Annotated in this window: 23 protein-coding genes, 3 tRNA genes and 1 pseudogene; 9 read left to right on the top strand and 18 right to left on the bottom strand. The window is 66.8% G+C overall.

Annotation, left to right across the window (positions count from 1 at the left end):
- Window positions 1–38: 38 nt before the first annotated feature.
- From panC to tilS, 12 genes are all read right to left on the bottom strand, one after another.
- On the bottom strand, window positions 39–938 hold the full coding sequence (panC, locus tag E3O28_RS08680; protein ID WP_233191489.1) for a pantoate--beta-alanine ligase: 900 nt from the start codon (window positions 936–938) through the stop codon (window positions 39–41).
- 32 nt (window positions 939–970) lie between these two features.
- Entirely contained in the window at window positions 971–1,729 is a 759-nt protein-coding gene (locus E3O28_RS08675) for a Rossmann-like and DUF2520 domain-containing protein (RefSeq protein WP_104102442.1), read from the bottom strand.
- The gene (locus E3O28_RS08670; RefSeq protein ID WP_134415624.1) at window positions 1,726–3,324 is read right to left on the bottom strand and encodes a PH domain-containing protein; all 1,599 of its coding nucleotides are present in this window, start codon (window positions 3,322–3,324) and stop codon (window positions 1,726–1,728) included. Before E3O28_RS08670 ends, E3O28_RS08675 begins: the two co-directional genes overlap by 4 nt.
- Window positions 3,321–3,818 carry a PH domain-containing protein gene (locus E3O28_RS08665; protein ID WP_233191491.1) on the bottom strand — a complete coding sequence of 166 codons (498 nt, stop codon included), beginning with the start codon at window positions 3,816–3,818 and terminating at the stop codon, window positions 3,321–3,323. Before E3O28_RS08665 ends, E3O28_RS08670 begins: the two co-directional genes overlap by 4 nt.
- Window positions 3,811–4,281 (bottom strand): DUF3180 domain-containing protein, encoded by a 471-nt coding sequence (locus tag E3O28_RS08660; RefSeq protein ID WP_104102450.1) that lies wholly within the window; start codon window positions 4,279–4,281, stop codon window positions 3,811–3,813. The genes E3O28_RS08665 and E3O28_RS08660 overlap by 8 nt, the downstream gene beginning before the upstream one ends.
- Complete coding sequence (gene folK / locus E3O28_RS08655) at window positions 4,278–4,802, bottom strand: 2-amino-4-hydroxy-6-hydroxymethyldihydropteridine diphosphokinase (protein ID WP_104102453.1); 525 nt, start codon at window positions 4,800–4,802, stop codon at window positions 4,278–4,280. The genes E3O28_RS08660 and folK overlap by 4 nt, the downstream gene beginning before the upstream one ends.
- Window positions 4,799–5,164, bottom strand: coding sequence for a dihydroneopterin aldolase (gene folB / locus E3O28_RS08650; protein ID WP_104102455.1), 366 nt, complete (start codon window positions 5,162–5,164; stop codon window positions 4,799–4,801). The genes folK and folB overlap by 4 nt, the downstream gene beginning before the upstream one ends.
- Window positions 5,161–5,955 carry a dihydropteroate synthase gene (gene folP, locus E3O28_RS08645; RefSeq protein WP_104102712.1) on the bottom strand — a complete coding sequence of 265 codons (795 nt, stop codon included), beginning with the start codon at window positions 5,953–5,955 and terminating at the stop codon, window positions 5,161–5,163. Before folP ends, folB begins: the two co-directional genes overlap by 4 nt.
- Before the next feature lie 20 nt (window positions 5,956–5,975).
- Window positions 5,976–6,545: a GTP cyclohydrolase I FolE gene (folE, locus tag E3O28_RS08640; RefSeq protein WP_104102458.1), complete on the bottom strand. Its 570-nt coding sequence runs from the start codon at window positions 6,543–6,545 to the stop codon at window positions 5,976–5,978.
- Window positions 6,546–6,553: 8 nt separating this feature from the next.
- Window positions 6,554–8,563, bottom strand: a complete 2,010-nt coding sequence (gene ftsH / locus E3O28_RS08635) for an ATP-dependent zinc metalloprotease FtsH (RefSeq protein WP_104102461.1) — start codon at window positions 8,561–8,563, stop codon at window positions 6,554–6,556.
- A 66-nt stretch (window positions 8,564–8,629) separates the two neighbouring features.
- Window positions 8,630–9,181 carry a hypoxanthine phosphoribosyltransferase gene (hpt, locus tag E3O28_RS08630; RefSeq protein WP_104102464.1) on the bottom strand — a complete coding sequence of 184 codons (552 nt, stop codon included), beginning with the start codon at window positions 9,179–9,181 and terminating at the stop codon, window positions 8,630–8,632.
- On the bottom strand, window positions 9,162–10,235 hold the full coding sequence (gene tilS / locus E3O28_RS08625; RefSeq protein WP_104102466.1) for a tRNA lysidine(34) synthetase TilS: 1,074 nt from the start codon (window positions 10,233–10,235) through the stop codon (window positions 9,162–9,164). The genes hpt and tilS overlap by 20 nt, the downstream gene beginning before the upstream one ends.
- 45 nt (window positions 10,236–10,280) lie before the next feature.
- Here tilS and E3O28_RS08620 point away from each other — a divergent pair, with 45 nt between their 5' ends.
- Window positions 10,281–10,772, top strand: a complete 492-nt coding sequence (locus E3O28_RS08620) for an inorganic diphosphatase (RefSeq protein ID WP_104102469.1) — start codon at window positions 10,281–10,283, stop codon at window positions 10,770–10,772.
- 208 nt (window positions 10,773–10,980) lie between these two features.
- The gene (locus tag E3O28_RS08615) at window positions 10,981–11,499 is read left to right on the top strand and encodes a DUF6671 family protein (RefSeq protein ID WP_134342633.1); all 519 of its coding nucleotides are present in this window, start codon (window positions 10,981–10,983) and stop codon (window positions 11,497–11,499) included.
- A 231-nt stretch (window positions 11,500–11,730) separates the two neighbouring features.
- On the opposite strand, the gene E3O28_RS17225 is transcribed toward E3O28_RS08615, so the two are convergent.
- Both E3O28_RS17225 and E3O28_RS08600 read right to left on the bottom strand, forming a co-directional pair.
- Window positions 11,731–13,158, bottom strand: a complete 1,428-nt coding sequence (locus tag E3O28_RS17225) for an NlpC/P60 family protein (protein WP_134415623.1) — start codon at window positions 13,156–13,158, stop codon at window positions 11,731–11,733.
- Window positions 13,151–14,554: a M23 family metallopeptidase gene (locus E3O28_RS08600; RefSeq protein ID WP_104102476.1), complete on the bottom strand. Its 1,404-nt coding sequence runs from the start codon at window positions 14,552–14,554 to the stop codon at window positions 13,151–13,153. The genes E3O28_RS17225 and E3O28_RS08600 overlap by 8 nt, the downstream gene beginning before the upstream one ends.
- Window positions 14,555–14,792: 238 nt before the next feature.
- Between E3O28_RS08600 and E3O28_RS08595 the strand changes: the two genes are divergently transcribed.
- The 4 genes from E3O28_RS08595 to E3O28_RS08580 all read left to right on the top strand — a co-directional run bounded on the left by E3O28_RS08595 (window position 14,793) and on the right by E3O28_RS08580 (window position 16,142).
- Window positions 14,793–14,865, top strand: a tRNA-Glu gene (locus E3O28_RS08595).
- 86 nt (window positions 14,866–14,951) lie between these two features.
- Window positions 14,952–15,025 (top strand) — tRNA-Asp (locus tag E3O28_RS08590).
- 67 nt (window positions 15,026–15,092) lie between these two features.
- Window positions 15,093–15,165: transfer RNA gene (locus tag E3O28_RS08585), tRNA-Phe, on the top strand.
- Between the two features lie 392 nt (window positions 15,166–15,557).
- Window positions 15,558–16,142 carry an acyltransferase gene (locus E3O28_RS08580; RefSeq protein WP_134415622.1) on the top strand — a complete coding sequence of 195 codons (585 nt, stop codon included), beginning with the start codon at window positions 15,558–15,560 and terminating at the stop codon, window positions 16,140–16,142.
- A gap of 10 nt (window positions 16,143–16,152) precedes the next feature.
- On the opposite strand, the pseudogene E3O28_RS08575 reads toward E3O28_RS08580, so the two are convergent.
- Window positions 16,153–17,031 (bottom strand): annotated as a pseudogene (locus E3O28_RS08575) (neutral zinc metallopeptidase).
- 435 nt (window positions 17,032–17,466) lie between these two features.
- Between E3O28_RS08575 and E3O28_RS08565 the strand changes: the two are divergent.
- The 3 genes from E3O28_RS08565 (at window position 17,467) to E3O28_RS08555 (ending at window position 21,253) form a co-directional block, all read left to right on the top strand.
- A complete protein-coding gene (locus E3O28_RS08565) occupies window positions 17,467–19,029 on the top strand; it encodes a sugar transferase (RefSeq protein WP_134415620.1) in 1,563 nt (520 codons plus the stop codon).
- A gap of 30 nt (window positions 19,030–19,059) precedes the next feature.
- Window positions 19,060–19,518 (top strand): adenylyltransferase/cytidyltransferase family protein, encoded by a 459-nt coding sequence (locus E3O28_RS08560; protein WP_198411556.1) that lies wholly within the window; start codon window positions 19,060–19,062, stop codon window positions 19,516–19,518.
- Between the two features lie 298 nt (window positions 19,519–19,816).
- Entirely contained in the window at window positions 19,817–21,253 is a 1,437-nt protein-coding gene (locus E3O28_RS08555) for a family 16 glycosylhydrolase (protein ID WP_347232375.1), read from the top strand.
- Window positions 21,254–21,301: 48 nt separating this feature from the next.
- Here E3O28_RS08555 and E3O28_RS08550 read toward each other — a convergent pair whose 3' ends face one another.
- The 3 genes from E3O28_RS08550 to E3O28_RS08540 form a co-directional block, all read right to left on the bottom strand.
- Window positions 21,302–22,225 (bottom strand): glycosyltransferase, encoded by a 924-nt coding sequence (locus E3O28_RS08550; protein WP_134415618.1) that lies wholly within the window; start codon window positions 22,223–22,225, stop codon window positions 21,302–21,304.
- An 18-nt stretch (window positions 22,226–22,243) separates the two neighbouring features.
- Window positions 22,244–23,146 carry a glycosyltransferase family 2 protein gene (locus tag E3O28_RS08545; protein WP_241973063.1) on the bottom strand — a complete coding sequence of 301 codons (903 nt, stop codon included), beginning with the start codon at window positions 23,144–23,146 and terminating at the stop codon, window positions 22,244–22,246.
- A 72-nt stretch (window positions 23,147–23,218) separates the two neighbouring features.
- Complete coding sequence (locus tag E3O28_RS08540; RefSeq protein ID WP_134415617.1) at window positions 23,219–24,484, bottom strand: O-antigen ligase family protein; 1,266 nt, start codon at window positions 24,482–24,484, stop codon at window positions 23,219–23,221.
- Between the last annotated feature and the right edge of the window lie 187 nt (window positions 24,485–24,671).

The following is a 24,671-nucleotide window of genomic DNA, read 5'->3' as shown; positions in this document are numbered from 1 at the left end:
GAGGGTCTGGCTGGTGACGGTCGTGCGGGTGGTGCGGCCTAGGGAAGGTCCAGGGCCACGTTGTCGATCAGCCGGGTGTGGCCGACCAGCGCGGCGACCAGCATGCGGGCCGGGCCGTGATGCTCGCCCCCGACCGGAAGGAAGGTCCGCGGGTCGACGACAACGAGATAGTCCAGTTTAACCAGCGGCTGCACGTCGATCCGCGCGTGGGCGGCCTGCAGTGCGGCGCCGACCCCCTGGGCGGCGACGGATGCTGCGGCCTCGAGCCCCGCGGACAGCGCCCGGGCGGCGGCGCGCTGCGCCGGTTCGAGCGCGCGGTTGCGGCTGGAGAGGGCGAGGCCGCCGTCTTCGCGCACGATCGGGACGACCTCGATGCGGGTGCGGAAGTTGAGGTCGGCCAGCATCCGTTCGACCAGGAAGACCTGCTGCGCGTCTTTCTGGCCGAACACGGCCACGTCGGGGCCGACGATGTTGAACAGCTTCGCAACCACCGTCAGCATGCCGTCGAAATGCCCGGGGCGCGCAGCGCCCTCGAAGAGGCTGCCGACCGCGCCGGCGACAACCCGGGTGGAAGCGGCGCCGTCCGGGTACATCAGCTGGCTGGTTGGCGCGAATACGAACGGCACGCCCTCCGCGGCCAGAGCCGCGACATCGGCCTCGAGCATGCGCGGGTAGCTGCCGAGATCTTCCCCGACCCCGAATTGCAGCGGGTTGACGAAGATCGACACCACGACGATGTCGCCGAGGCTGCGGGCCCGGCGAACCAGGGTCAGGTGCCCGGCGTGCAGGGCCCCCATGGTCGGGACCAGCACGATGCGTGGTCGCCCGAGCCCGGCCTCGCCGCGCCCGGCGCGCGCGCTCTCGATGCGGCTCTGCGCGTCGGTCAGGCGGCTCCGCAGTTCCTCGATGCTGCCGATGACTGCTGGTTTGGTGAGCACGTTCACTCGTCCTCCGGTGTGTTGCGGTTGTGTCATTCGTCGAAACCGTCCTGGTCGCGGGTGTCGAGCGCGTCCAGCGCGTCGAGCTGGGAGAGGTCGAGACGGTCGGGGCTGGTTCGGGCCAGCGCGTTCTCCATGGCGGACCGCATCAGCGGCGCGATCACCGCTCCGGGGTGCTCGATGCCGATGCCGGCCAGCAGCCCGGTGGCCTGCTCCACGATCGAGGTGGAGAACGCCGTGGCGGTGTCAACGGCCTCGGCATAGGCAGCCCGGTCGGCCTCCGCGACGATCACGGGCTCGCCGCCCATCTCCACGACCAGCGCCTGCCCGATCGGCAGCACTGGCGTGGGCGCCGTCACCGCGAAGTAGCTGTCGGCGAGGCGGGCCAGGTCGATGCTGGTGCCGGTGAAGCTCATGGCCGGGTGGATGGCCAGCGGGATTGCGCCACCGGCCAGCGCCGGGGCCAGCACCGAGGTGCCATACCGGGCCGAGGTGTGCAACACAAGCTGGCCGGCCTGCCAGGTTCCGGCGGCCGCGAGCCCGCTGACGAGGCTCTCGAGCTGGGCGTCGGGCACGGCGATGATGACCAGTTCGCTGCGCTCGACGATCTCGGGAACGGTGAGGATGGGCGCGCCCGGAAGAATCGCCTCGGCCCGGTCACGGCTGGACTGCGAGATGGCGGAGATCCCGACGATCGCGTGGCCCGCGCCGGCGAGGGCGGCGCCGAGGATGGGGCCGACCCGGCCGGCACCGATGATGCCGATTCCGAGGCGTCCGGGACGCGGCGTCATTCGATGACTCCGTTCGGTTGCTTCCAGGTGGGTTGGGCCGCGGTCGGCTGGTCCTGGATCGGCTGGTTCCAGTGGTGGCTGGTGTCGGACTGGGCCGACGAGATGGCCCCGGAGGCGATCCGGTCGAAGAAAACCAGGGCCTCTGCGGCGGCCACCACCCCGAGGTAGGCGGAGACCGGCCCGGCGACGGTGTGCAGCCGGGCGGAGGCGAGGCGCAGCATCCGAGTCACGGGGCCCTGCGAGATGGCGACGCTCTGCAACCGGGCCAGCGGCACCAGCACCAGCTCCCGCGAGATCACGCCGCGCCGGAGCAGAGCGATGCCGCCCACGACGGTGTAGCCGGTGCGGCGCCACGAGAACGGATGCAGCCAGGCCGCCCGGCGCGGCGCGTTCGTGAAGCCGTCGTCGCCGCCCTTCGAGCGGAGGCCCCGTTCGATCAGGGCCTGCTGCTCCGCCGAGTCGAACCCGGGCAGGATCAATTCGAGCACCCGGGCGACGTCGGCGAGCGTGCCCACCGGGAGGGTTGTGGTGTTGGCCTCGCCGGCGGCACCCTGGGTGCTGGAGTGGCCGGCCGTGTTGATGCGCACCTGCCACCAGCCGAACGGGCGCCAGAGCAACGGCTGCGAGACGCCGATCGCGTGGACCCGGCCCGGCGGCAGGGTCTCGTTGCTAGTAGTGAGCAGCCCGAAGCCGACCCGCACGCCGTCGGGGGTGCCGGCGATGCTGTAGCGCAGCGACTTGATGACCCTGGTGAAATAGAAGCTGACGCTGGCGATCAGGGTGGGGATGAAGGCTACGAGCAGCCAGTCGCTGCCGCCGGCGGTCACGCCGACGATCAGGGCGATTCCGGCGAGCACGACGAAAACCGTGAAGCCGCTGAACACGACGGATCCGATCAGCCGCCCGGGCGGAATCCGCACCACCGATTCCGGCGGGGCGGCGTCGGGGTCCAGCTCGGGCGCGAAGAGATCCCGGGCCCGGTCGGCGGCGGCGGTCGCGGGAGAGAGGGGTGACGCGGGAGCGTGACCGAGACGGGAGGTCTGGGCCAGCGCGGCATCCGGGGCGGGAACGGCCTGCTGCCGCAGTCCGGACGCGAGGCGAAGGATGTCCCGTCGCAGCTGGTCGGCCAGGGTCGAACCCAGGTAGGCCAGTTGCACATTGGCGTCCTGACCGGCCACGCTGACTTCGAGCTTCGCGGCGCCGATCAGGCGAGGGATGAACGGGCGCACGATGTTGACACCCTGGATGCGGTCGAGGCGGGCCCGGCGGTTGCTGCGGAAGAGCATTCCGCTACGCACCTCGACGACCTCCCCGGTGACCCGGAAGGTGTGCATGCGCCAGGACAGGTAGAAGACCGCCAGGATCAGCACAAGCACGACCGCGACCGCGAGCAGCGCCCAGCCGACGACGCCGCGCTCGAGGATCGCGTCGATCGGGTCGCCGCCGTATCTCGGCACCCCGAAGAAGACGTCGATCAGCCGCTCGCGGAGGTTGGCGATGATGAAGCCGAGCACGGCGACGATGAAGATGCCGCCGCGCAGCAGTGGGCTGGCCGGATGCAGCCGGTGCCATTCCCCGTCGGCGAGCGTGGTCACAGCCCGGCCCGGCGACTCTCGGCCAACTCCACGAGCCGGTCGCGCAGGCTCTCCGCGTCGGCCTCGGCGAGCCCCGGGATGAGCACCCCCGACGAGGCCGCCGCGGTCACGAATTTGAGGTCGGCCAGACCCAGCCAGCGCGCGATCGGGCCGCGCGTGATATCGACCAGCTGCATCCGCCCGTAAGGGACGGACACGAACCGGGTGAACATGATGCCCCGGCGGAAGAGCAGGTCGTCGCGTCGCAGTTGATAGCCGATGGCCCGCACCCGGCGCGGTTCGAAGGCGACACTGGCCCCGGTGATCAACACGATCGCGCCGATCACGTAGAGCGCCCACTGCACGTCGAGAAGCAGCCACACCGCCGCGGCCATGGCCGTGAGCACCAGTCCGAAGACGATCGTGCCGACCGTCTCCACCACCACATAACGCGGGGAGACGCGCTTCCACTCCTCCACGTCGGGGAGGTCCAGTCCTACAGCCGCGTCAGGCACGCACTTCTCCCTGCTCTTGATCGTCGTCATCGGGGGGAAGCGTGCAGAAGTGCTCGGCCACGAGCCCCAGGGTCAGAAGGATCCCGGCGCCTACCGCCGTCCCGATTGCAGGCCATAACGATGTTACCGCCGGCACGACCGAGCGGGTCAGGATGTAGAGCACGATTCCCAGTCCGCCGCCGAGAAGCAGCGCCCCGCTCAGCGCCGACGCCTTCGCCAGCAGCGCCACCCGGATGGCCAGGAACGGGTTGACGTGTTTCCGCACCGTGCCGCGAATGGCCTGACGGATCGGCCAGGCCAGCGCCAGGACGCCGATCCCGATCGCGATCAACGCGATCGGCAGGGTGGCCGGGGGCAGGAACATCGCCGAGCCGCCGGCCGCGGCGGCCAGCTCGAGCAGGAACACGACGACCAGGCCGGCCAGACCCAGGGCGATCAGCGCCGACGGCTGCGTACGTTTCACCGGTTGCCGCCCGCGGACGGCAGTGCGGGGTACCGCTGCACGGTGGTGTTGATCGCGCCGAGCAGCGCGCGCACCGGGCCGCGGCCCGGCAGCACTGCGGCCGGGTCGAGGTCCAACCACGGGGCCAGCACGAAGTCGCGCTCGGCGGCCCGCTGGTGCGGGATGGTCAGGCGCTCGTCGTGCAGCGAGGCCGTTCCGAAGACGATGATATCGATGTCGAGGGTGCGGTCGCCCCAGCGTTCGACCCGCACCCGACCGTGGTCGTTCTCGATGGCGTTCACCGCGTCGAGCAGGGTGTGCGGGTGCCCGGTGTAACGGATGCCGACCACCAGGTTCAGATAGCGCGGTGCCTCGTCGTCGACGCCGCCGACCTTCACCGCGGCGGACTCGTAGACCGGGGAGACGCCGGTCAGCTCGAGCCCGGGCACCTGCTCCAGCGCGTCGATCGCCGCGGTGAGGGTGGCCATGCGGTCGCCGAGATTGCTGCCCAGGGCGAGCAGCGCCGGGGTCGCGTCGGTCATGCGCGCGTCCGCACGATCTGCACCGCGACATCCGTGAACGGTACGGAGATCGGTGCCTGTGGTTTGTGCACCGTCACCTGCACCGTGTCGGCGGCGTCGTGCGCCAGCACCGCAACGGCGATGCGCTCGGCGACGGTTTCGATCAGGTCGACCGGGTTGTGCCGGGCAGCATCCGTCACTTCCACGGCGAGCTCGCCGTAGTGGATGGTCTGCGTCACATCGTCGCTCGCGGCGGCACGCCGCAGGTCGAGCCAAACCGTTACGTCGATGACGAAGTCCTGTCCGTTTTCCCGCTCGAAGTCGTAGACGCCGTGGTGCGCGTTGACCCGCAGGCCGGTGAGCGTGATGGAGTCGCTTCTCATGGTCCCATTCTGGCGGAATCCGCCAGTGCCAGCACATTCAGCGCCGTTCGCGTCGCCGCGACGTCGTGCACGCGCACCGCCCAGGCGCCGGCCTGCGCGGCCAGCACGCTGACCACGGCGGTCGGCAGATCGCGTTCCAGCACGCCCGCGTCGGCCGGGAGCACCCCGGCGAGGAACCGCTTGCGAGAGGCACCGACCATGACCGGGAACCCCAGGTCGGCGAAGGCGTCCAGGTGGGCCAGCAAACGCCAGTTGTGATCGGGCAGCTTCGAGAAGCCGAGCCCCGGGTCGAGCACGATCTTCTCCGGCGGCAGGCCAGCCGCGGTGAGCATGTCGACCCGCGAAACCAGCTCGGCCCGCACCTCGGCGACGACGTCGCCATAGACAGCGAGGTCGTCCATCTTCGGGGCGTGCGCCCGCCAGTGCATGGCGACGTAGGTCAGCCCACTGCGTGCGGCGATGGATGCCATCTGCGGGTCCGCCAGGCCGCCGGAGACGTCGTTGATGATCTGCGCCCCGGCGGCGGCCGCGGCGGCCGCGGTGCTCGAATTGAGGGTGTCGACACTGATCGAAAGCCCCTGCCGGGCGAGTTCGCTGATCACCGGGATCACCCGGGACTGCTCCTCGGCGGGCGCGACCCGGCCGGCGCCGGGGCGCGTGGACTCGCCGCCCACGTCGATCAGGTCGGCTCCCTGGGACTGCAGGTCGAGGGCGTGGATGATCGCGGCATCCGTCGATGCCCACCGGCCGCCGTCGCTGAAGGAATCCGGTGTGACGTTGAGCACCCCCATGATCAGGGTGCGCGGCCGGGTCACCGGCCGGAGCCGATCAGGGCCATGATCTCGGCGCGCTTCACGGGTTCGGCGAGGGACCCGCGGCTGGCCATCGTGACGGTCGAGCTGGCGGTCTGGCGCGAACCGCGGGCGGTCACGCAACCGTGCACGGCGTCGAGCACGACCAGTACGCCGAGCGGTGCGAGCCCGATTTGGAGCGCCTCGGCGATCTCCTCGGTGAGGCGTTCCTGCATCTGGGGCCGGGCGGCGATCGTGTCGACGACAGCCGGCAGCTTGCCCAGACCCACGACCCGTTCGTTCGGCACGTAGGCAAGGTGGGCGATGCCGAGGAAGGGCAGCAGGTGATGTTCGCAGACGGAGCGGAAGGCGATGTCGCGCAGGAGCACCAGTTCACCCGTGTGCGGGCCCACCGGGATCGCGTCACGCAGGTGGTCGACCGGGTCCACCGCCAGCCCGGCAAAGAGCTCACCGTAGGATTCGGCCACCCGGCGAGGGGTCGCCCTGAGGCCCGGACGGGCGGGATCTTCACCGATTGCGGCGAGGATCTCGGCGACCGCGGCTTCGATCCGAACCCTGTCCACTGCCACCCGGGGGCCTACGCGGTGGCAGGACGAGGGGTACGGGCCGGCGTGCGGGCCGGAGTGCGCGCGGCGGTCTCGCCAGCGGTACTGCCATCGGCGACTCCGCTCTCGATGAGGGCCTTGGGGGTCGGCATCGCGATGGGCGGCAGGTCGGAGACCGGACGCTTGTCACTGGACAGCCACTGCGGCCGCGGGGGCAGCTTGACGACGCCCGTGAAGAGCCCGGCCAGCGCGTGCTGGTCGAGCGTCTCGTGCTCGAGCAGCTCGGCGGCCAGTTCATCGAGGATGGCCCGGTTCGTGATCAGCACCTGGTAAGCCTCGTCGTGCGCGTCTTCAAGCAGCTGGCGCACTTCGGCGTCGACGCTTTCGGCGACCCGCTCGGAGTAGTCCCGCTGGTGGCCCATGTCGCGGCCGAGGAAAACCTCACCGGAACCCTGCCCGAGCTTGAGCGGGCCGACAGCCGAGCTCATGCCGAACTCGGTGACCATCTTGCGCGCGGTCGAGGTGGCCTTCTCGATGTCGTTCGAGGCGCCGGTGGTCGGGTCGTGGAAGATGATCTCCTCGGCCACCCGACCGCCCATTGCGTAGGCGAGCTGGTCGAGTAGTTCGTTGCGGGTGACGGAGTAGCGGTCTTCGACCGGCATAACCATCGTGTAGCCGAGGGCGCGGCCGCGGGGCAGGATCGTGATCTTGGTGACCGGGTCGGTGTTGCGCATTGCGGTCGCCACGAGCGCGTGGCCGCCCTCGTGGTACGCGGTGATCAGCTTCTCTTTGTCACGCATGACACGGCTGCGGCGCTGCGGACCGGCCATCACGCGGTCGACTGCCTCGTCGAGGGCGCGGTTGTCGATCAGCTGCGCGTTGGAACGCGCGGTGAGCAGCGCGGCCTCGTTGAGAACGTTGGCCAAATCGGCGCCGGTGAAGCCGGGCGTCTTGCGCGCCAGCACCTCGAGGTCGACGCCGGGAGCCATCGGCTTGCCCTTGGAGTGCACCTCCAGGATGCGCTTGCGACCGAGCATGTCGGGCGCGTCCACGCCGATCTGACGGTCGAAGCGACCGGGGCGTAGCAGCGCCGGGTCGAGGATGTCGGGCCGGTTGGTGGCCGCGATGAGAATGACGTTCGCCTTGACGTCGAAGCCGTCCATCTCGACCAGCAGCTGGTTGAGGGTCTGCTCGCGCTCGTCGTGCCCGCCGCCCATGCCGGCGCCGCGGTGACGGCCAACGGCGTCGATCTCATCGATGAAGATGATGGCCGGGGCGTTTTCCTTGGCCTGCTGGAACAGGTCGCGCACGCGGCTCGCGCCGACGCCGACGAACATTTCCACGAAGTCGGAGCCCGAGATCGCGTAGAACGGCACGTTGGCCTCGCCGGCCACGGCCCGGGCGAGGAGGGTCTTACCGGTTCCGGGAGGGCCGTAGAGCAGAACGCCCTTGGGGATGCGCGCCCCGACGGCCTGGAACTTCGCCGGCTCCTTGAGGAAATCTTTGATCTCCTCGAGCTCCTCGATGGCCTCGTCGGCGCCCGCGACATCCGCGAACGTCACCTGGGGGCTCTCCTTGGATACCAGCTTGGCCTTCGACTTGCCAAACTGCATCACCTTGTTGCCGCCACCCTGCATGCCGGCGAGCATGAACCAGAAGAAAGCGCCGATCAGGAGCAGGGGCAGCATGATGCCGAGCAGCGACAGGATCCAGCTGGACTTCGGCACCTCGTCGGTGAAGCCGTCGGCCGGATTGGCAGTGGTGACGGCCGTGATGACCTCTTCGCCACGCGGGGCGACGTAGTAGAACTGGACCTCGCTACCGAGGTCTTTATCCGCCTTGGTCAGGGTGAGGTCGACGCGCTGCTCGCCGTCGACGATCGTGGCCTCGGAAACCTTCCCGTCTTTCAGGAACTCCAGTCCCTGTTGGGTCGGAATCTCTTTGAATCCCGACATGGTAATGAGACTCGACCCTACCCACACAGCAACAATCGCCAGGAGAATGTAGAGGAGCGGCCCGCGCAGTAGCTTCTTGACGTTCATCGTGGTGACAGGCTACCGTGACCGCGCTGGACGAAGACCGTGTGTTCGCCCAAAGCGCTACCAGGCTCAACTGTAGATGTGCGGGGCGAGAACGCCCACCGAGCGCAGGTTGCGGTAGCGTTCGTCGAAGTCGAGACCGTAGCCCACGACAAACTGGTTCGGAATGTCGAAACCGAGGTATTTCACGTCGATGTCGACGCGAGCGGCATCCGGCTTGCGCAGCAGGGCGCAGATTTCAACGGATTCCGGGCCGCGAGACTTCAGGTTGGACAGCAGCCACGAGAGCGTCAGACCGGAGTCGATGATGTCCTCGACGATGAGCACGTTGCGGCCGAGCAGGTCGGTGTCGAGATCCTTCAGGATGCGCACGACGCCGCTGGACTGCGTGCCGGACCCGTAGGAGCTGACCGCCATCCAGTCCATCGTGATCGGGTGCACGAGTTCGCGCGCCAGATCGGCCATGACCATGACCGCTCCTTTGAGCACGCCGACCAGCAACAGGTCCCTGCCGGCATAGTCCGCCTCAATCAGGCGGCACAGCTCTGCGAGCCGGGTGCGGATCTGCTCCTCCTCGATCAGAATCTCGGTGAGGTCGCCTTCAATGTCGCGGGGTTCCATGGGAGCGGGAGGGTCCTTTACTCGGGGCGTGTCCAGGCGCGGTCAATATCAGCCAGCCGTCCTGCCGTATAACCCTAACGCCTGGCAGGTCAAGCGGCTTCTGCCCGTGCCAGTCGGTGACCAGGCGCAGCACGGCCAGCGTGTGCACGCGTTCCAGGGACACCCCGAACTCCCGTTCGACCGAGAATCGGATGATCCGCTGGCGCACCGCGGGCGGATTCGTCTCGAGCCGGCTCGCGTCCAGCCGGATTCCGGCGCCGTCGGCAGAGTCGCTGAGCGGTTCGCTCAGCTGCTCGCTGAGACCACGGGCCATGTCGTCGAGCGCGCTCGAGTCCTCGCGCAGCTGCCCGGCCGTGCGCACGAGTGCTTCGGCCACGCCGGGCCCCAGCTCCCGCTCGAGTACGGGCAGCACGGTCTGGCGTACCCGCACCCGCTGGAAGCGGGGGTCGTCGTTGTGCGGGTCCTGCCAGGGGTGCAGGCCGGCATCCACGCAGAATTGCCGGGTCCGGGCGCGACGGATGCCCAGCAGCGGCCGCAGAATCGGCCCGCCGACCGGCTTCATTCCCTGCAGGCTTGTGGGGCCCGATCCCCGGGCAAGGCCGAGTAGCACGGTCTCGGCCTGATCGTCGAGTGTGTGCCCGAGGAGGATGTGGCTCGCGCCGGTCTCCCGCCGCGCCTGGTCGAAGGCCGCGTACCGAGCGGTGCGGGCGGAGGCCTCCGGACCGCCGGCATCCGTGCCGTGGTCGACCGTGACCCGAAGAACGAGAACCGGGTCGAGGCCGAGTTCCCGCGCCTGCCCGGCCGCGGCCGCCGCGACGCCGGCCGAGCCGGCCTGCAGGGCGTGGTCGACGATGACCGCCCCGGCGCGCAGGCCCGCGCGCGGCGCCTCGAAAGCGGTGGCTGCGGCCAGGGCGAGCGAGTCGGCTCCCCCGCTGAGGCCGACCAGCACCAGGCCGCCGCCGCGGGCCGGGCCGGCCTCGGTGAGCAGGGTGCGTACATGGCGGCGCACATCGGCGATCGCCGGGGTGAGCCTCGGGCGGCGTGGGGACTCCATCCAGTAACGTTATCGACAGACTGTGAACAAGGGAGAGACCAGGCCATGGCCGCATACGACGCAGTAATCGAAATCCCTCGCGGGAGCCGCAACAAGTACGAAGTCGATCATGAGACCGGGCGGGTGTACCTGGACCGGGTTCTCTACACGAGCTTCGTGTACCCGACCGACTACGGCTTCTTCGAGAACACCCTGGGACTCGACGGCGACCCGGTCGACGTCCTGGTCCTGATCGAGTTTCCCCTTTTCCCAGGGGTCGGCCTGTCGGTTCGCCCGGTCGGCGTGTTCAATATGACGGATGACGGCGGCTCAGACGCAAAGGTCATCGCGGTTCCCGCGGGCGACCCGCGCTGGGACTATATCCAGGACGTCACCGACATCCCGGAGTACACCCGCAAGGAGATCGAGCACTTCTTCGAGCACTACAAGGACCTCGAACCCGGCAAATGGGTCAAGACCGAGGGCTGGGGCGACGCCGCGGAGGCCGACCAGATCGTGCGCGACGGCCTCACGAAACTGGCGGAAGAGGGCCACTAGGACGCGTCTCCTTCAGTCCGGTGAGGATTGTCGGCAGAGTCGACCCGTGACTCGTACTGCCGTGAGGGCGGGCGTGAGTGAGGGCGGGCTGCCGGGACTCGTCCCGGGCCGAGATCACGCGCAGACCGGAGATCATCCCGCCGATGTCCAGCCACACCGGGCCCGCGTGCCCGCCGGGATGCAGTCGCCCGGCGGGACGTGAACCACCTTGGGCCCGGAGATTGCCGAAGGCAGCGTCAGCACCTCGCCAGTGGCCGGAAGACGACACATCGTTAGCGCCAGCGAAGCCATCACGTTCGCGTCGGCTATCGGCTTCCTGGACCAGGGCGTGATCCTGCACGGCACACAGAAGAACCACACGGTCACCCACAAAAGCATCACCCAATTCGAGATCCTCGGCGACACCGCTGAAGCACTTCTGAAACAGCACCAATCCGTTGCGATACTTCCGGACTACCGCGCCCACAAGGCACCATCCCGCGCCGCAGCCATCCGAGCACTGTGCGAGAAAATGGCCCAGCGTCTCTCAACCGAGTGTCCGGCCTCCCGGGCGCCCGGGTTTGGCCACGTCGACGTCGAACACGGCCTGCCCTGCTCCTTCTGCGGATCGGCAACCCAGGCCATCACAGCCGATATCCACGGTTGCGGCCGGTGGACTCACCAGATCCGACCACCACGAAATCACGCACTGGCAGCCCCAGAATGGTGCGACTGCTGCAACCCATGAAGTGGCGACCCCACACGTGCTGCCGCCTCGTTCGTCCCCGCGCTCCTCGAGCGGCGACGCCGGGTTGCCACACCCGCAAGCTGTGGCGCGGACTTGCCACTCGCCACGACAAACCCGCCCTCACTTACCGGGGCGGAGCTGTCCTGAGCGCCATCGTGGTGTGGTGACACGAATTCGCAGACACGCCCCGGATGCCCGCGCACCCGACAACCCGGTGATCCGTTTCGCCGGTCAGCCGGGTCGTCCCACGTAGGGAGCCACGTCGCCCGCAGACCAGATGCCGTGGATGCGCACGGGCGAGGACGGGTTCGGGGCCTCGAGGATTTTGCCGCCGCCCACGTAGATAGCCACATGGTAGTAGTCGCCACCACCGCCCCAGAATACGAGGTCGCCGCGCTGAGCTTGATTGAAGGGCACCAGGCGACCCTCGTTGGCCATGGTGCGGTACTGGTTGGTGGCCGAGTGCGAGCCAATGTAGATGCCCGCCGCCGCGTAGGCGGCCTTGGTCAGCCCCGAGCAGTCCCAGACGTTCGGCCCGGAGCCGCCGAGCACGTAGCGGTCGCCGAGCTGCTGGGTGGCGAATGACAGCGCCGTGTCGACCGCTCCGGCGCTCGGGGCCCGGGCCGCGGTGGTCGGAGCCGCCGGGGCCGGAGTCGCAGGAGCCGCAGGAGCTGCCGGGGCCGGAGCCGCAGGAGCTGCCGCGGCAGCGGGCTGGGCCGCCTGGGCCGGGGTGACCGGCCGTGAAGCGGGCTGCTGTGCTGCGGGCTGGGGCGCGGGCTGGGCCGCCGGCTGCCGGGGCGTGCTCTTGCCGCCCGCGGCCTTCTGGGCGTCGGCTGCGGTCTTTTGGGCGGCCGCCGCCTGCGCCCGGGCGAGGGCCGCCGTCGCCGCCTCGGCATCTTGACCGGCTTGGTAGGCGCGTTCGGCCTCGGCCGTGGTGTCCTTCAACAGGGCCAGCTGCGCGAACAGCTCAGTGGAGCGCCGCTGCTCGGTCTCGTAGGCCGTCTCGGCGGCCTGCGCGGCCACATTCGCCGCCTCGTACCTGGCCAGCGATTCCGCGCTGAGCCGGGTGCGTTCCTCGGCAGCGGATGCCGCCTGCTTCCCGAGCGACTCGGAGGTGTTCTTATCCTGCAGTGCTTCGCGGTAGATCGTGTCCGACTGCTCACTCAGCTTGCTCGCGGTGCCGAGCCGTCCAAGCAACTCATCGGAGTTGTCGCCGTTGAGAAACAGGCTCAGCGACAGATCCTGGGCGCCGGTCTTCGCCAGGTGGGCTGCGATCAGGCCAGCCCGCAGCTTCGAGGTCGCGGCACGGGCCTCCGCCGTCTGGGCCTGCCTCGCCAGGCTCGCTTCACGGGCCGTGGCCGCTTCGAGGTCGTCCAGCGCGACCCGGTAGGCCTCCGCCACGATCAGCGAGGCTTTGGTGGCCGCCGCCGCCGAGATCTGCAGGCCCTGGAGCAGCTCGGTAATCGATTCGATCTCGGCCTGCTTGGTGGCCTCGCTGAGCTTGGCCTTCGCCACGTCGTCCCAACTGGGGTAGCCGGGCACGGCGAACGCCGCCGGCGCCGCGACGCCCACGGATGCCGAGACAGCTCCGAGGGCGACCGCCGCGAACAGACGGGAGGGCTTCTTGCGCCGCCCCCGTCGGTCGGTGTCCCTAGCCAAGGGAAGCGCCCCGGTCCGACATGAACGGAACCGGGTTGATCTGGCTGCCGTTGGTGCGCACCTCGAAGTGGAGGTGGCAGCCGCTGGCCGCACCGGTCTCCCCAACGCTGGCGATGTTCTCCCCCGCGGAGACGCTCTCGCCGTTGGAGACGAAGATGCCGCCCGAGCGGATGTGGGCATACCCGGTGGAGATGCCGTTGGCGTGCTGGATCAAAACGAAGTTGCCGTAGGTTCCGTAGAGACCGGCGTAGACGACGGTGCCGCTGCTGGCCGCGTAGATTCCCGAGCCGCAGCCGGCGCCGAGGTCCGTGCCGCTGTGGAAGCCCTTGCTGCAGCCCTCGTTGCCGCAGATCTGCGCACGCGGGCCGTAGCCGTCCGTGATGCGCCCGCCGGATGGAACCGCCCAGCCACCGCCGCCGACTGAGCCGCCGGAGCTGCTGGACGAGCCTCCCCCGTTGCTCGGCCTCGCGGCCGCTGCAGCTGCGGCCGCTGCGGCCGCCCGCGCGCTGGCCGCAGCGCGCTCGACGCGCACCCGTTCCGCTTCGATGGCGGCCAGTCGCGCCCGCTCGGCCACTCCGGCCTCGTAGCCGGCCGACGTAGTGGCCTGCGCATCCTGCATGAACGCCAGCTGGGCGTCGAGTTCGACTCTCTTCGCCTCCGACTCGGCTAGGGCACTGGCGGCCGCCTGCGCGGCGGCCTGCGCAGCGACGAGCGCTTCCTCGGCCGCGACGCGAAGCTTCTCGCGCTCGGCTTGGGCGACCTTGGCCTGGTCACCCAGAGACTCGGCCACGTTGGTGGCGGTCTGCGCCTGCTCGTAGACGCTGCTGCTGCGTTCGACGAGCTTACTCATGCTGCCCAGCTTGGACAGGAGCGCATCGGCGTCTTCGCCGCGCCCCTCGCCGTCGAGAAAGAGGTTCACGCTCAGGTCGGTGCCGCCGGTGCGGTAGAGCTGGGCGGCAAGTTGGCCGGCCTGGCGAGTCGCGGTCGCCGCCACCGCGGAGCTCGCGGCGGACTGCGCCTCGAGGTCGGCGGCGCGCCGGCTGGCCTCGTCGAACTTCTCTTGCGCCGCCTGCAGTTCCGCTCCGCGGGCCTCGGATTCGGCTTGGGTCTGCTCCACCTGGGTCTGCAGGTCGGCGATCAGACCCTGGATCTGGCTGACCTGCGCCGAGGCGGCGGCCGTGTTGGACTTGGCGTTCTGCACGTCCTGCCACGTTGGATAGTCGATGGCCTGGGCCGGGCCGGCCGGACCGATGAGGGAAACAAAGAGGGAGAGCGCAGCGACGAAACCGGTCGCCAGGCTGACACGGTGGCGGCGACTGCGCCTGCTGCCCGCGGATCCGTCACCCCCCTTTTCCGCTCGTGCTTCCCGGCTGAAGAGAACTGCCGTGCGCTTCATTACTCCCCGATCGGGCTCGTTACACACATCTGCTACTGCTTGAGACCGACTCAGAGTAACAACAACAGGGTAAAAACACCCCCCTTGAATCTAGCGGCCCGCCAAGCGAAACCTGGGAAATTCACGGGCTCAATGCCTGCGACACCCCCGGAAGGAACACTTTTTGCTCTCGATTTGAGATTCCCGGGCGGTAGACCGTATGCTTATGCGTCGGAAGCCATGAGGTTTATGGCGTCTCGGCCCCATCGTTTAGCGGCCTAGGACGGCGCCCTTTCACGGCGTTAACACGGGTTCGAATCCCGTTGGGGCTACGCATCCTGCAGGTCTGGGATGTGCAAGAATAAGTAAGTACGAAAACAGCTAGACAAAGTTCGACTCTCGTTAGATCTTCTTACGAGGCCCTGTAGCGCAGTTGGTTAGCGCGCCGCCCTGTCACGGCGGAGGTCGCCGGTTCAAGTCCGGTCAGGGTCGCACAGGCAACAAGCCCTTTCGACAGAGAGGGTTTTTTTCCTTGAAGCGGCTTCTCGAAGCCACTTCTGGCCCTGTAGCTCAGTTGGTAGAGCGTTCGACTGAAAATCGAAAGGTCACCGGATCGACGCCGGTCGGGGCCACTGAAGGTCATTCCCAGGCTTCTACTGGGGTGGCCTTCTTTTTTTTTTGCCTCGCAGCCCGGTATCCGTAGGCCGCCCGGGGAAGACTCCGGCTCGCAGCGCGTTCACCTCCCGAACCAANACCCCCCCCCCCCCCCCCCCGAAGAGGTCCTAGTAGCTCGCGTCCAAACGGGGGTACATTCCGTGCTGTGACTCGCTGAGAAAACGTCAGATTGTTCGTAGATGTCGTGCGAGGATTCCCGGCAGCGGCGCACGCGGCAGCCACCGCGGCAGCACTTCTCCGACCTGTAACCCGAACTGCAGGGAATCACCGTGAATACGCTTCTTTGTCGTCGATTCCTCCGCCCCCCCGCGGAGCACCCGACCCTTTTCCTGCCACCCGAGGGGACGTGATGGGAGTCGCGGCGTCGGCCGAGATCGATCCAAGCGCCGTGATCGGCCCCGGTTGCACGATCCGCCCGCTCGTGCAGGTGCGCGAATACGCGCGGCTCGGCCCCGAGTGCGTTCTCGCCCGCGGCGCCCATATCGGACCCGGCGTCGTGGTTGGGCGGCACTGTACGATCCAGGACTACGCGGTCATCTACGAGCCTTCCCTATTGGAGGACGGGGTTTTCGTGGGCGCCGCGGCGGTCTTCACCAATGACACGCATCCTCGGGCCGTGAATCCCGACGGAACGCTCAGGGCCACCGACGACCGCGACCTCGTGGGGGTGACCGTGCGTACCGGCGCGTCGATCGGCGCCCACGCGGTCTGCATCGCCCCGCTCACGATCGGACGGTGGGCCATGGTGGCAGCCGGTGCGGTCGTCACCGAGAATGTCCCCGACTACGCCCTGGTGGTCGGCGTGCCGGCTCGGCGCACCGGCTGGGTCGGACGCAGCGGCCTGCCCCTGCGGGCCGAGGGAGACAACCGCTTTGTGTGTCCGGTCACCGGCGAAGATTACACCGAACACGACGGCATACTCACGCGCAACTGACCCGCCCGCTCTACAGCACCGCGTCGGCCGGCGCGAACGTGTCGCAGCTACCGGCGCCGTCGTCGAAGCCGGTCTGGAACCACCGCTGGCGCTGTTCGCTGGAGCCGTGGGTCCAGGCCTCCGGGTTGACCTGGCCCTACATGGACTCCTGGATGCGGTCGTCGCCGATTGCGGATGCCGCACTGAGCGCATCTTGAATCTGTGCCGGGGTGATGGGCTTCAGGAAGGGCACTCCGCCAGTGTCGCGGGTGTCGGAGGCGGCCCCGGCCCAGGCGCCGGCGAAACAATCGGCCTGAAGTTCGACGCGCACCGCGTTGGAGCCGGCCCCGGTCTGTCCATCCTGGGAGGCCGCGAGTGTTCCATCGAGATTCTGGATGTGGTGGCCCCATTCGTGCGCCGCGACGTACATTTCGGCGAGCGGGCCGCCCGACGAGCCAAAGCGGGTGCGCAGGTCGCCGAAGAACGCGGTGTCGATGTAGATGGTCGCATCCGGCGGGCAGTAGAACGGCCCGGTGGCGCTGGTGGCCCCGCCGCACCCGGTTCCGACGCTGTCGGTGAACAGCGCAACCGGCGGCCGCTGGTATTCGGCTCCGCGGGCGGGCAGTTCCTCAGCCTAGAATACGTCGAGGGACGCCGCCGCGCCCTTGATCCGGCACTCGACGTCTTCGTTCGCCTGGGCGCCGGTCGTGCACTCGGGCAGATTCGACACGCTGCCGCTGTCGACGGGCTGCGTGCCGCCGCCGGCCAGGCCACTCAGGTCGACACCCAGGAGCTGTGAGAGCAGAAAGAGGGCGATCGCACCCACGCCGCCGCCCACTGCGATTCCCGCGGTGCGGCCCCTTTTGCTGACCCGGCCGCCGCCGATGTTCGCGTTGTCGTTGAATGTCATGAAAAAGCTACCCGTCGAAGACGCCCGGATGTCCGTCGGACCGTCGGACCGTCCGCGTCGCGGATCAGCTGGGCGAGCATCGCTAATTCCAGAATGCGGAGTATGTTCAGGTCGTGAAGTACTGAGAATTAATCAGGAATTCGCACCGGCGACACCCGAACACCCGAACACCCGAACACCCGAACACCCGAGTATCGTTCCGCCCTCTTGGCCGGGCCACCCGCCCGTTCGCACCATCGCACCCAGGCACGTCCGCACCATTGCTCCTTGGCACCACTGCCCGCTAGAAACCTGTAAACCCGAAATGCAGGGGACCCACGTGAACACCCTTATTTGTCGAATCATTTGTCGCGCCATTAAGTCTCCCCTCCTGTGGGAGGGAACCCCTACCGGCGCTAAACCTGCCCGCCGATCAGCGCGAAACCCCCGTAGCCGATGAGCACCCTTAAATCGGGCTCTGCCGGGGTCGGAGCCGCCGCGACCGGATACCGGGCCTATTTCCAGCAGGTCACCTCTCCGGTAGCCCGTGACCGGTTCGCTCGCCCGAAGGCGGCGACGGAGCCCGGCAGCGGTTTGTCCGGAGCGGTTTGGGCCAAGCAGTACCGTGCGAAGCTTCGTCTCACCGATCTCACGGTAATCCTCGTGGTCACCGCGGCTGCGGTGTTAGCCCCGCTAGCCGGGGACAACGCGATCCCTGGCCTGGCCGCGGTTCCCGCCGACTCCTGGGCGGTCAGCGCGATCGTCGCCGCCACCTGGGCCCTTACACTTTCGATGTTCCGCACCCGCGACGCCAGGGTCATCTCCATCGGAGCCCCGGAATACAAGCTCGTCATCAACGCCAGCACACTGGCGTTCGGCATGCTGGCCATCGCTTTCCTGCTGCTCCAGGTGGACACTGCACGGCCGTATTTCGTGCTTGCCCTGCCGCTAGGAGTCACCGCACTGCTCCTTGAACGTTGGTTGTGGCGCAAATGGCTCATCCGACAGCGCCGTTTCGGACATTCCCTCGCCAAGGCACTGGTCGTCGGCGGTGCCGACGACGTGGAATACGTCATCCGGCAGATCGATCAGAAGTTCGAGGCCGGCTATCACATCGTCGGCGCAGCGTTGGAAGCGAACGGTATCTCCATCAGGTCCGGCGGTCGGCTCGTTCCTGTCGTGGCGGACTTCGCGCATGTGGCCGCGGCCGCGAAGTTGCTCGGCGTCGACGCCGTGATCGTGGCCGGACATCCGAGTTTGGACAGCACCTTCATCCGCGCCCTGGCCTGGGACCTGGAGAAGACGAACGCCGATCTAGTGCTCTCCAGTCGACTCACCGACGTCGCCGGCCCCCGCATCCACTTCCGGCCGGTGGAAGGTCTGCCACTTATCCATGTCGAAATCCCAAATTTTTCCGGTGCCAAATATGCGCTGAAGCGGACCCTTGACGTTGTCGCTGCGGCCCTCGGCATCCTACTTCTGCTCCCGCTCCTGATCGTCGTCGCCATCATCATCAGGATCGACAGCCCTGGACCGGTCCTGTTCCGCCAGGTGCGCTGTGGCCGGAACGGCGACACCTTCTACATGCTGAAGTTCCGCTCCATGGTGCGGACCGCAGAGGACGACCTGGCCAGCCTCCTCGACAAGAACGAGGCATCCGGGGTGCTGTTCAAGATTCGAAACGACCCTCGGATCACCCGTTTCGGACGATTCATCCGCAAGTATTCCATCGATGAACTCCCCCAGCTGTGGAATGTGCTGGTGGGAGAAATGAGCCTAGTCGGACCTCGCCCGCCGCTGCCCGCCGAGGTCGAAGGTTACGAAACGCACGTGCATCGCCGGCTCTACATCAAGCCAGGCGTGACCGGAATGTGGCAGATCAACGGCCGCTCGAATCTCAGCTGGGAAGACAGCGTACGACTCGACCTCTACTACGTGGAGAACTGGTCTCTTGCGGGCGACCTGATGATTCTCTGGCGAACTTTCAAGACAGTTATCCAACCACAGGGTGCGTACTAGCCCCGAAGAACCAGGAACGGAGAACAGCACGTGAGTACACAACGAATCGGCTACGCCGGTGGCGCTTATGACCTATTCCACATCGGGCACCTGAATATCCTCAAGCACGCCAGGAGCCAGTGCGATCATCTGATCGCGGGCGTCGTCACGGACGAGATTCTGGAGATCACTAAAGGCAAGACCCCGATCATTCCCTACGCCGAGCGGATCGAGATCGTCCGCAACATCTCTTTCGTCGACGAGGTCGTGGAGGAAGACGTGATGGACAAGCTGGACGCGTGGCGTACGACACGGTTCAACGTCTACTTCAAGGGCGATGATTGGAAGGGGACCGAGCGTGCTCACCTCCTTGAAATTGAGTTCGCCAAGGTGGGTGTGGATGTCGTCTACTTCCCCTACACGATGGCAACGTCGAGCACCCTACTTCGGCGGGCGCTGGAAAAACTCATGGAACCGAGTCTGCAAACGGGAACCGGCGGATCGGGCTAGTGCAGAATTTCAATGGCTCGTGGGGACGACCTGGAAACGGTCAACAAGAAAAATATTCGCACGGCTCTCGCGTTGCCTCACAGACGCGGAAGCCGTGTGTGCGTGCAGTGCAAACCTGTGAATCCCCCGGCAATGGTCACCAGAATTAGGACTCACGGGTTGGAGGTGAAATTCTCTCACGAGCGCAGAAGGTACCCGGTGACGGGTGCAAGGTTCACGCAGGCCAGAAAAAACACGCCAATCGGCGCTGAGTACACACTGTCGCGTGACATCATGCCTGTCCGCGTCTGGGAGACCCATGTCAATAGTTAGACCAGCACGTTTAAAAAAATTGAGCGCGCGCCACGCATTTGGTAAGCGGAAAGTTCTGTTCGCTGTAGCGACGGCAGTGATGGTCGCCGTCGGAGGAGTAAGCCTCACCGGAACCGTCGCCCAAGCGGCAACGACTTCTGTCGTGAACGGTGATTTTTCGTCAGCTACCACCGGCTGGGAAGGTGGAAGGAACACCCGCCTTGCATCGACGGCGTCCGGCCGAAACGGATCTGTCGGTATTCGGGTCTCAAACGCGTCCAGTGCCGCCGCAACGGTGACGCTCAACGATAGGGTGAACTCGGCATCCAGCCTGATCGCGGGTCACACCTACCAGGCCACGGCTTGGGTCCGGGCAGAAAATGCCGGCCAGGCAGTCATCCTGCGGCTACTCGAAGAGGACTCCTCGTTGACGGTCGTCAACAGCGAGCAGTCGTACCAGTGGCGCTCAGACACCGCGTGGAAACAGATCACCACCTCTTACACGGCTACGCGGACATCCACCTCGCTGGACGTGAATGTCGTCGGCTCCCGACTGGCCCCCGGAGGCGCCGTCGTCGTCGACGACGTGACTCTGGTCGATACCACCGCTACTCCGCCTACCCCTGCTCCGGCTTCTGCTCCGGCTCCTGCTCCAGCCCCGACGCCGGTGGCTGCGCCTGCCGGCTGGAGCCTGGCCTGGGCAGACGAGTTTAACGGCACTGCGATCAATCGTGATGCCTGGAATGTCGACAACAACTCGACCTATGGCGACGGAAACAACGAACTCGCTTGTCTGATGGACCGACCGGAGAACGTGAAGGTTTCCGGCGGCCTGCTGACGGTCACCGCCCGCAAGGAAGCCACTCCCATCACGTGCAAGGACAACGACACGCGGTTCCCCAACGGTCGTTCTTATACCTCCGGCATGCTGACCACCAAGAACAAGGTGGACTTCGAATACGGAAGATTCGAGATCAGCGCCAAGACGCCACTCGCCCAGGGCACCTCCAAGGGACTATGGCCGGCATTCTGGCTGCGCCCGACAACCGGCGGCATCGGCGAACTCGACATCCTCGAGGCCATCGGCACAGGCAAGGGTGATGCCTTCAGCGCCAACCATGTCGTCCAGACCGTCCACTACGACTATGTGGGAACGCATTCCAAGCAGGGCACCGGCTACGACCTTCCGGTCGGCACCACCGCCGACGGGTTCCACAACTACGCCGTCGAGTGGGCGCCCGGATCCATCACGTGGTTCGTGGACGGCGTGAAGACGTATGAGCGAAGCCTGTCCACAACCTCGTGGATCGACCAAGCCTTCGTCAACGAGTTCTACATCCGGCTCAACCTGGCCGTCGGTGGAAATTGGCCCGGATCACCGACCGCAGAGACCGTGTTCCCTGCGGCTTTCGAGGTCGACTACGTGCGGGTCTACCAGCGCTGACCACAGCAGGCTGAGTATCGTGCCTCAGCCCTCACCGGACAACGTCCGTTAGGGCTGCGGCACGGTAGCACCCGATTCGTCGGTTCTTCCCATCGCCCGCACCGCCTCGCACCGCCCGGCGAGCCGACGCATCAGGATGCGCCGGTCCCACGGCGGCAGGTCGGCGATCGCAGACTCAAGGCGGGCCGCGAAGTCGGCCAGTGTCCGCTCAACTTCCTGCGGTCCGACAGTGGCGTCAAAACCGAGGCTCACGAGTCGGCTGAACGGGCGGCCCAGCAACATGTCGCTTAATCGGCCGAACGCCGCCGCGACGGTGCGGTCGGTCCAAGACGCGTGCCTCCACTCCAGGGACGACGTCACCTGCTGCGGATGCATCCGGTAAAGCAGGGTGGGAATCGCAAGTCGCCGAATACCGATTCCTTCGCTGGCGAGACGAAGCCATAGGTCATAGTCCTCGGCAGGTACCTGCCGGTAACCGCCCACTCGAACGAGAGCAGCCCGTTTTGCGAAGAGGGTCGGATGCGACACCGGATTCGTCATGAGCAAGTGGTATGGGAAGGCACGCGCACTTATGGGCAGGGGAGCTGCCGGGCTCACTCGTCTGCTGTCAGGACGCCATTCGAGAACGGTCGTGAAGTTCACCGCCGCACCCGGGCTGATCGCGCGGCGCTGGTAGCCGAACCGTCCGGTCAGGGTGACGTCATCGGCATCCATTCGGGCGATGAATTCACTGTCCGTCCGATCGATAAGCATATTGAGTGCCGTGGCAACGCCCACAGAGACGGGCGAGGTGATCACGCGGACGGACGCGGATTCGAATGAGCGCAGCAGCGTCGGCGTGGAGTCCGTACTTCCGTCATCGAAGATGACAAGTTCAGCATCTGCGGGCAACGCCCGGCACGTCGACGTCACCGCCCGCGCTATCGTGCGCTCGCCATTCCGTACCGGAAGGATGACGCTCAAACGTGGCATCGTTCGCTCACTCGCCGTTCACAGTCCGCGACCACGCCGGTTCACGGCGCTGACGAGCACGCTCGCGGGCACCAGCCGCGCGGCAATCGCCACAGCGGCGTACGCACGCAACTGGGAGCGGTCGTGCCGGATCGTGCTTCGTGCCCATCGAAAGGCCTCGGCACGCATGCCGAGAGCCGCCAGCGCGAACGCGATCTGGCCCTCGATCCGAGCGGATCCGACAGCGCTCCCGGAGAACTCCGGATGCTTCTGCAAAAGATACGTGAGCCCGTCTGCGATGCCCCGCCACTTGCCATCGAAGAACGATGTCCGATTCCAGTGCACGATGACCAGCGGCTCTGACACCCCGAGGATGTGCCCGACCCGGGCGGCACGAAGGAGGAAATCATAGTCTTCGCCGTAGGACGCCGGCAGCTCTTCATCGACCAACCCGATCCGCCCCAAGACGTCAGACCGGCGCATCAGGAACGAGGATGGGTGGATCTCCGTCGTGCGAGAACGAAGGAGATCCGCGAACTCCGTGCGTCGTGGCGGTAGCCGGTCCAGCATCCGACCGAAAGTAGCGATCCGGATGCCGGTCGCGACGAGGACCGCAGCGGGGTCGCCCTTCCAGGTTTCGATCTGCGTGCGAAGCTTCGCCGGAAGCCATTCATCGTCATCGTCGCAGAAGGCGATGAGATCGCCCGTTGCCGCCTGGATCCCGGTATTCCGCCCTCCGGCGAGTCCTGGGGTTCGCGAGTTAGGGACGGTCCGAACCTGCCGACGGGCGGCGGGGACGTCGATGTCGTCCATCGGGTCGACTGCCGTCTGGTCGAAGACGACCGTCAGGTCAATCTGACCGGGGTAATCCTGGTCGAGGATTGAGCGCACGGCCGACCGCAGAAGTTCCGGCCTTCCCCGCGTCGCAATGATGACGCTCACACTCGGAGTTTCCGCACTTTCCGCCATCGACATCGGGTTCCATCCCTATGGTTCGCAACCAAAGCGCCCAACCTACTTCTCCTGTGACAGAGCCCCAGGTAGCCGTCCGGTCGGCTCGGCATCTTCTTCAGGACGCAAGGCCACCGCTGCCGCCAGCATCGCCACCATGAGTCCTGCGGTCATAATGCCGTAATACAGCGATTCCACAAGGGTGAGGAGCAGCACGGTGTTGCACGCCAGGCCGGCGGGATCCCGCTCCCTGACTGACCGGAAGTATGCCCACGCCAGCCATCCCATGAAAAGCGCGGCTCCCGGGAAGCCATGGGAGAACATCACCATCCAGAACTGGCCCTGAGTGCCGACGGATGGCGCACCGGGTGTTTCGGAGGGCCGAGGCGACCCGTAGCCGAAGACAGGCTGCTCCAGTGTCCTCTCGAACGCCTCGATGTACAGGCTCGCGCGGTCCTCGGTCGACGAGCTGCTTTCAACCCGCTCGGTGAGTCTTTCCGCGATCGGAAGAGTCACCAGGGCAACCGCCGCGAGCACCGCGATCCCGACAACCGTGAGAATCGCGCGGACGTTTCCCTGCAGGACCGAACGGATGAGTATGTACGCGAGCGCCACACCCAGCCCAATGAACATGCCGCGGTTCAGAGTGAGGAAGGCGGGCACGAAGGAAAGCGGAACCACCGGCAGTAGCCACCAGAATCGGCGCTCCCGCCGAACCAGGGCCAGGTACGCAATCACCATCGGGGTGAGCACCGAGTACGCGTTTCCCCAGCCGTTGGTATAGAGGAACGGGGCGCTGGGGCGAGGATCGAGCTGTAACCACGAGTTCGGGTTGTACTGGGTCGCGCGGCGCACGACCATCTCTTGAATAAGGTCGTTCGCAGTGAGCCACTGCGGCAGCACGGCCAAGAGCGGCGTGTTGATGGAGAACAGTGGCCAGAGCACCCCGAGGTAACCGCCCGCCACGACGACGAGCCAAAAGATCGTCAGGACGCCCAGCACGTATCGCGGTGTGAGCGTAACACGGGCGTTGTACACGTATAGGAATGCCACGGTCACGGTGAGGTAGAGCAGCGCGCGGTAGATGAACCCGATCATGCGGCCTTCGGTGTCAATGCCGATGACGGAGCAGACCATCCACAGCAGAAAGAGCAGCCAGATACCGAAACCCCGGGGTATCCGGATCCGCCCATGCCTGTTGAGCAGCAGGAGCATGACCCCAGCGAGAGGAATCCACACTGCCTCGCCCGGCCCGAGCACCCACCAGAGCGGGAACAGGACGAACATCACCGTGAGCGGCCACCTCGGCAACTCGCGAGGCGCGCTCATCCGCTTCTCTGGATGCGCGACAGCAGAGTCCCAACTGGGCGCCCGGCCGCGATCGCCCGCAGCTGCCAACCATGAGCGCATCGATCCACCCTCTTTTTGGGGGATGGGACCAAAAATGAATACCCATCACTTTTTTCGGAGATCACATTACTATGCGTGCAACCGAGCCAATCGGCTTGCGTATCGG

Source organism: Cryobacterium sp. TMT2-14, from assembly GCF_004402465.1.
GTDB classification, from domain to species: Bacteria; Actinomycetota; Actinomycetes; order Actinomycetales; family Microbacteriaceae; genus Cryobacterium; species Cryobacterium sandaracinum.
Note: the sequence above shows the minus strand (reverse complement) of the source record. Positions and strands in the feature narration are given on the sequence as shown.

Coding starts and splice junctions, on each gene's coding strand:
- E3O28_RS08555 (WP_347232375.1), top strand. CDS start 19,817: ATGTCAATAGTTAGACCAGCACGTTTAAAAAAATTGAGCGCGCGCCAC.
- E3O28_RS08550 (WP_134415618.1), bottom strand. CDS start 22,225: ATGCCACGTTTGAGCGTCATCCTTCCGGTACGGAATGGCGAGCGCACG.
- folB (WP_104102455.1), bottom strand. CDS start 5,164: ATGAGAAGCGACTCCATCACGCTCACCGGCCTGCGGGTCAACGCGCAC.
- folP (WP_104102712.1), bottom strand. CDS start 5,955: ATGGGGGTGCTCAACGTCACACCGGATTCCTTCAGCGACGGCGGCCGG.
- ftsH (WP_104102461.1), bottom strand. CDS start 8,563: ATGAACGTCAAGAAGCTACTGCGCGGGCCGCTCCTCTACATTCTCCTG.
- folK (WP_104102453.1), bottom strand. CDS start 4,802: ATGACCGACGCGACCCCGGCGCTGCTCGCCCTGGGCAGCAATCTCGGC.
- hpt (WP_104102464.1), bottom strand. CDS start 9,181: ATGGAACCCCGCGACATTGAAGGCGACCTCACCGAGATTCTGATCGAG.
- tilS (WP_104102466.1), bottom strand. CDS start 10,235: ATGGAGTCCCCACGCCGCCCGAGGCTCACCCCGGCGATCGCCGATGTG.
- E3O28_RS08675 (WP_104102442.1), bottom strand. CDS start 1,729: ATGACGCCGCGTCCCGGACGCCTCGGAATCGGCATCATCGGTGCCGGC.
- E3O28_RS08580 (WP_134415622.1), top strand. CDS start 15,558: ATGGGAGTCGCGGCGTCGGCCGAGATCGATCCAAGCGCCGTGATCGGC.
- E3O28_RS08600 (WP_104102476.1), bottom strand. CDS start 14,554: ATGAAGCGCACGGCAGTTCTCTTCAGCCGGGAAGCACGAGCGGAAAAG.
- E3O28_RS08565 (WP_134415620.1), top strand. CDS start 17,467: ATGAGCACCCTTAAATCGGGCTCTGCCGGGGTCGGAGCCGCCGCGACC.
- E3O28_RS08620 (WP_104102469.1), top strand. CDS start 10,281: ATGGCCGCATACGACGCAGTAATCGAAATCCCTCGCGGGAGCCGCAAC.
- E3O28_RS08540 (WP_134415617.1), bottom strand. CDS start 24,484: ATGAGCGCGCCTCGCGAGTTGCCGAGGTGGCCGCTCACGGTGATGTTC.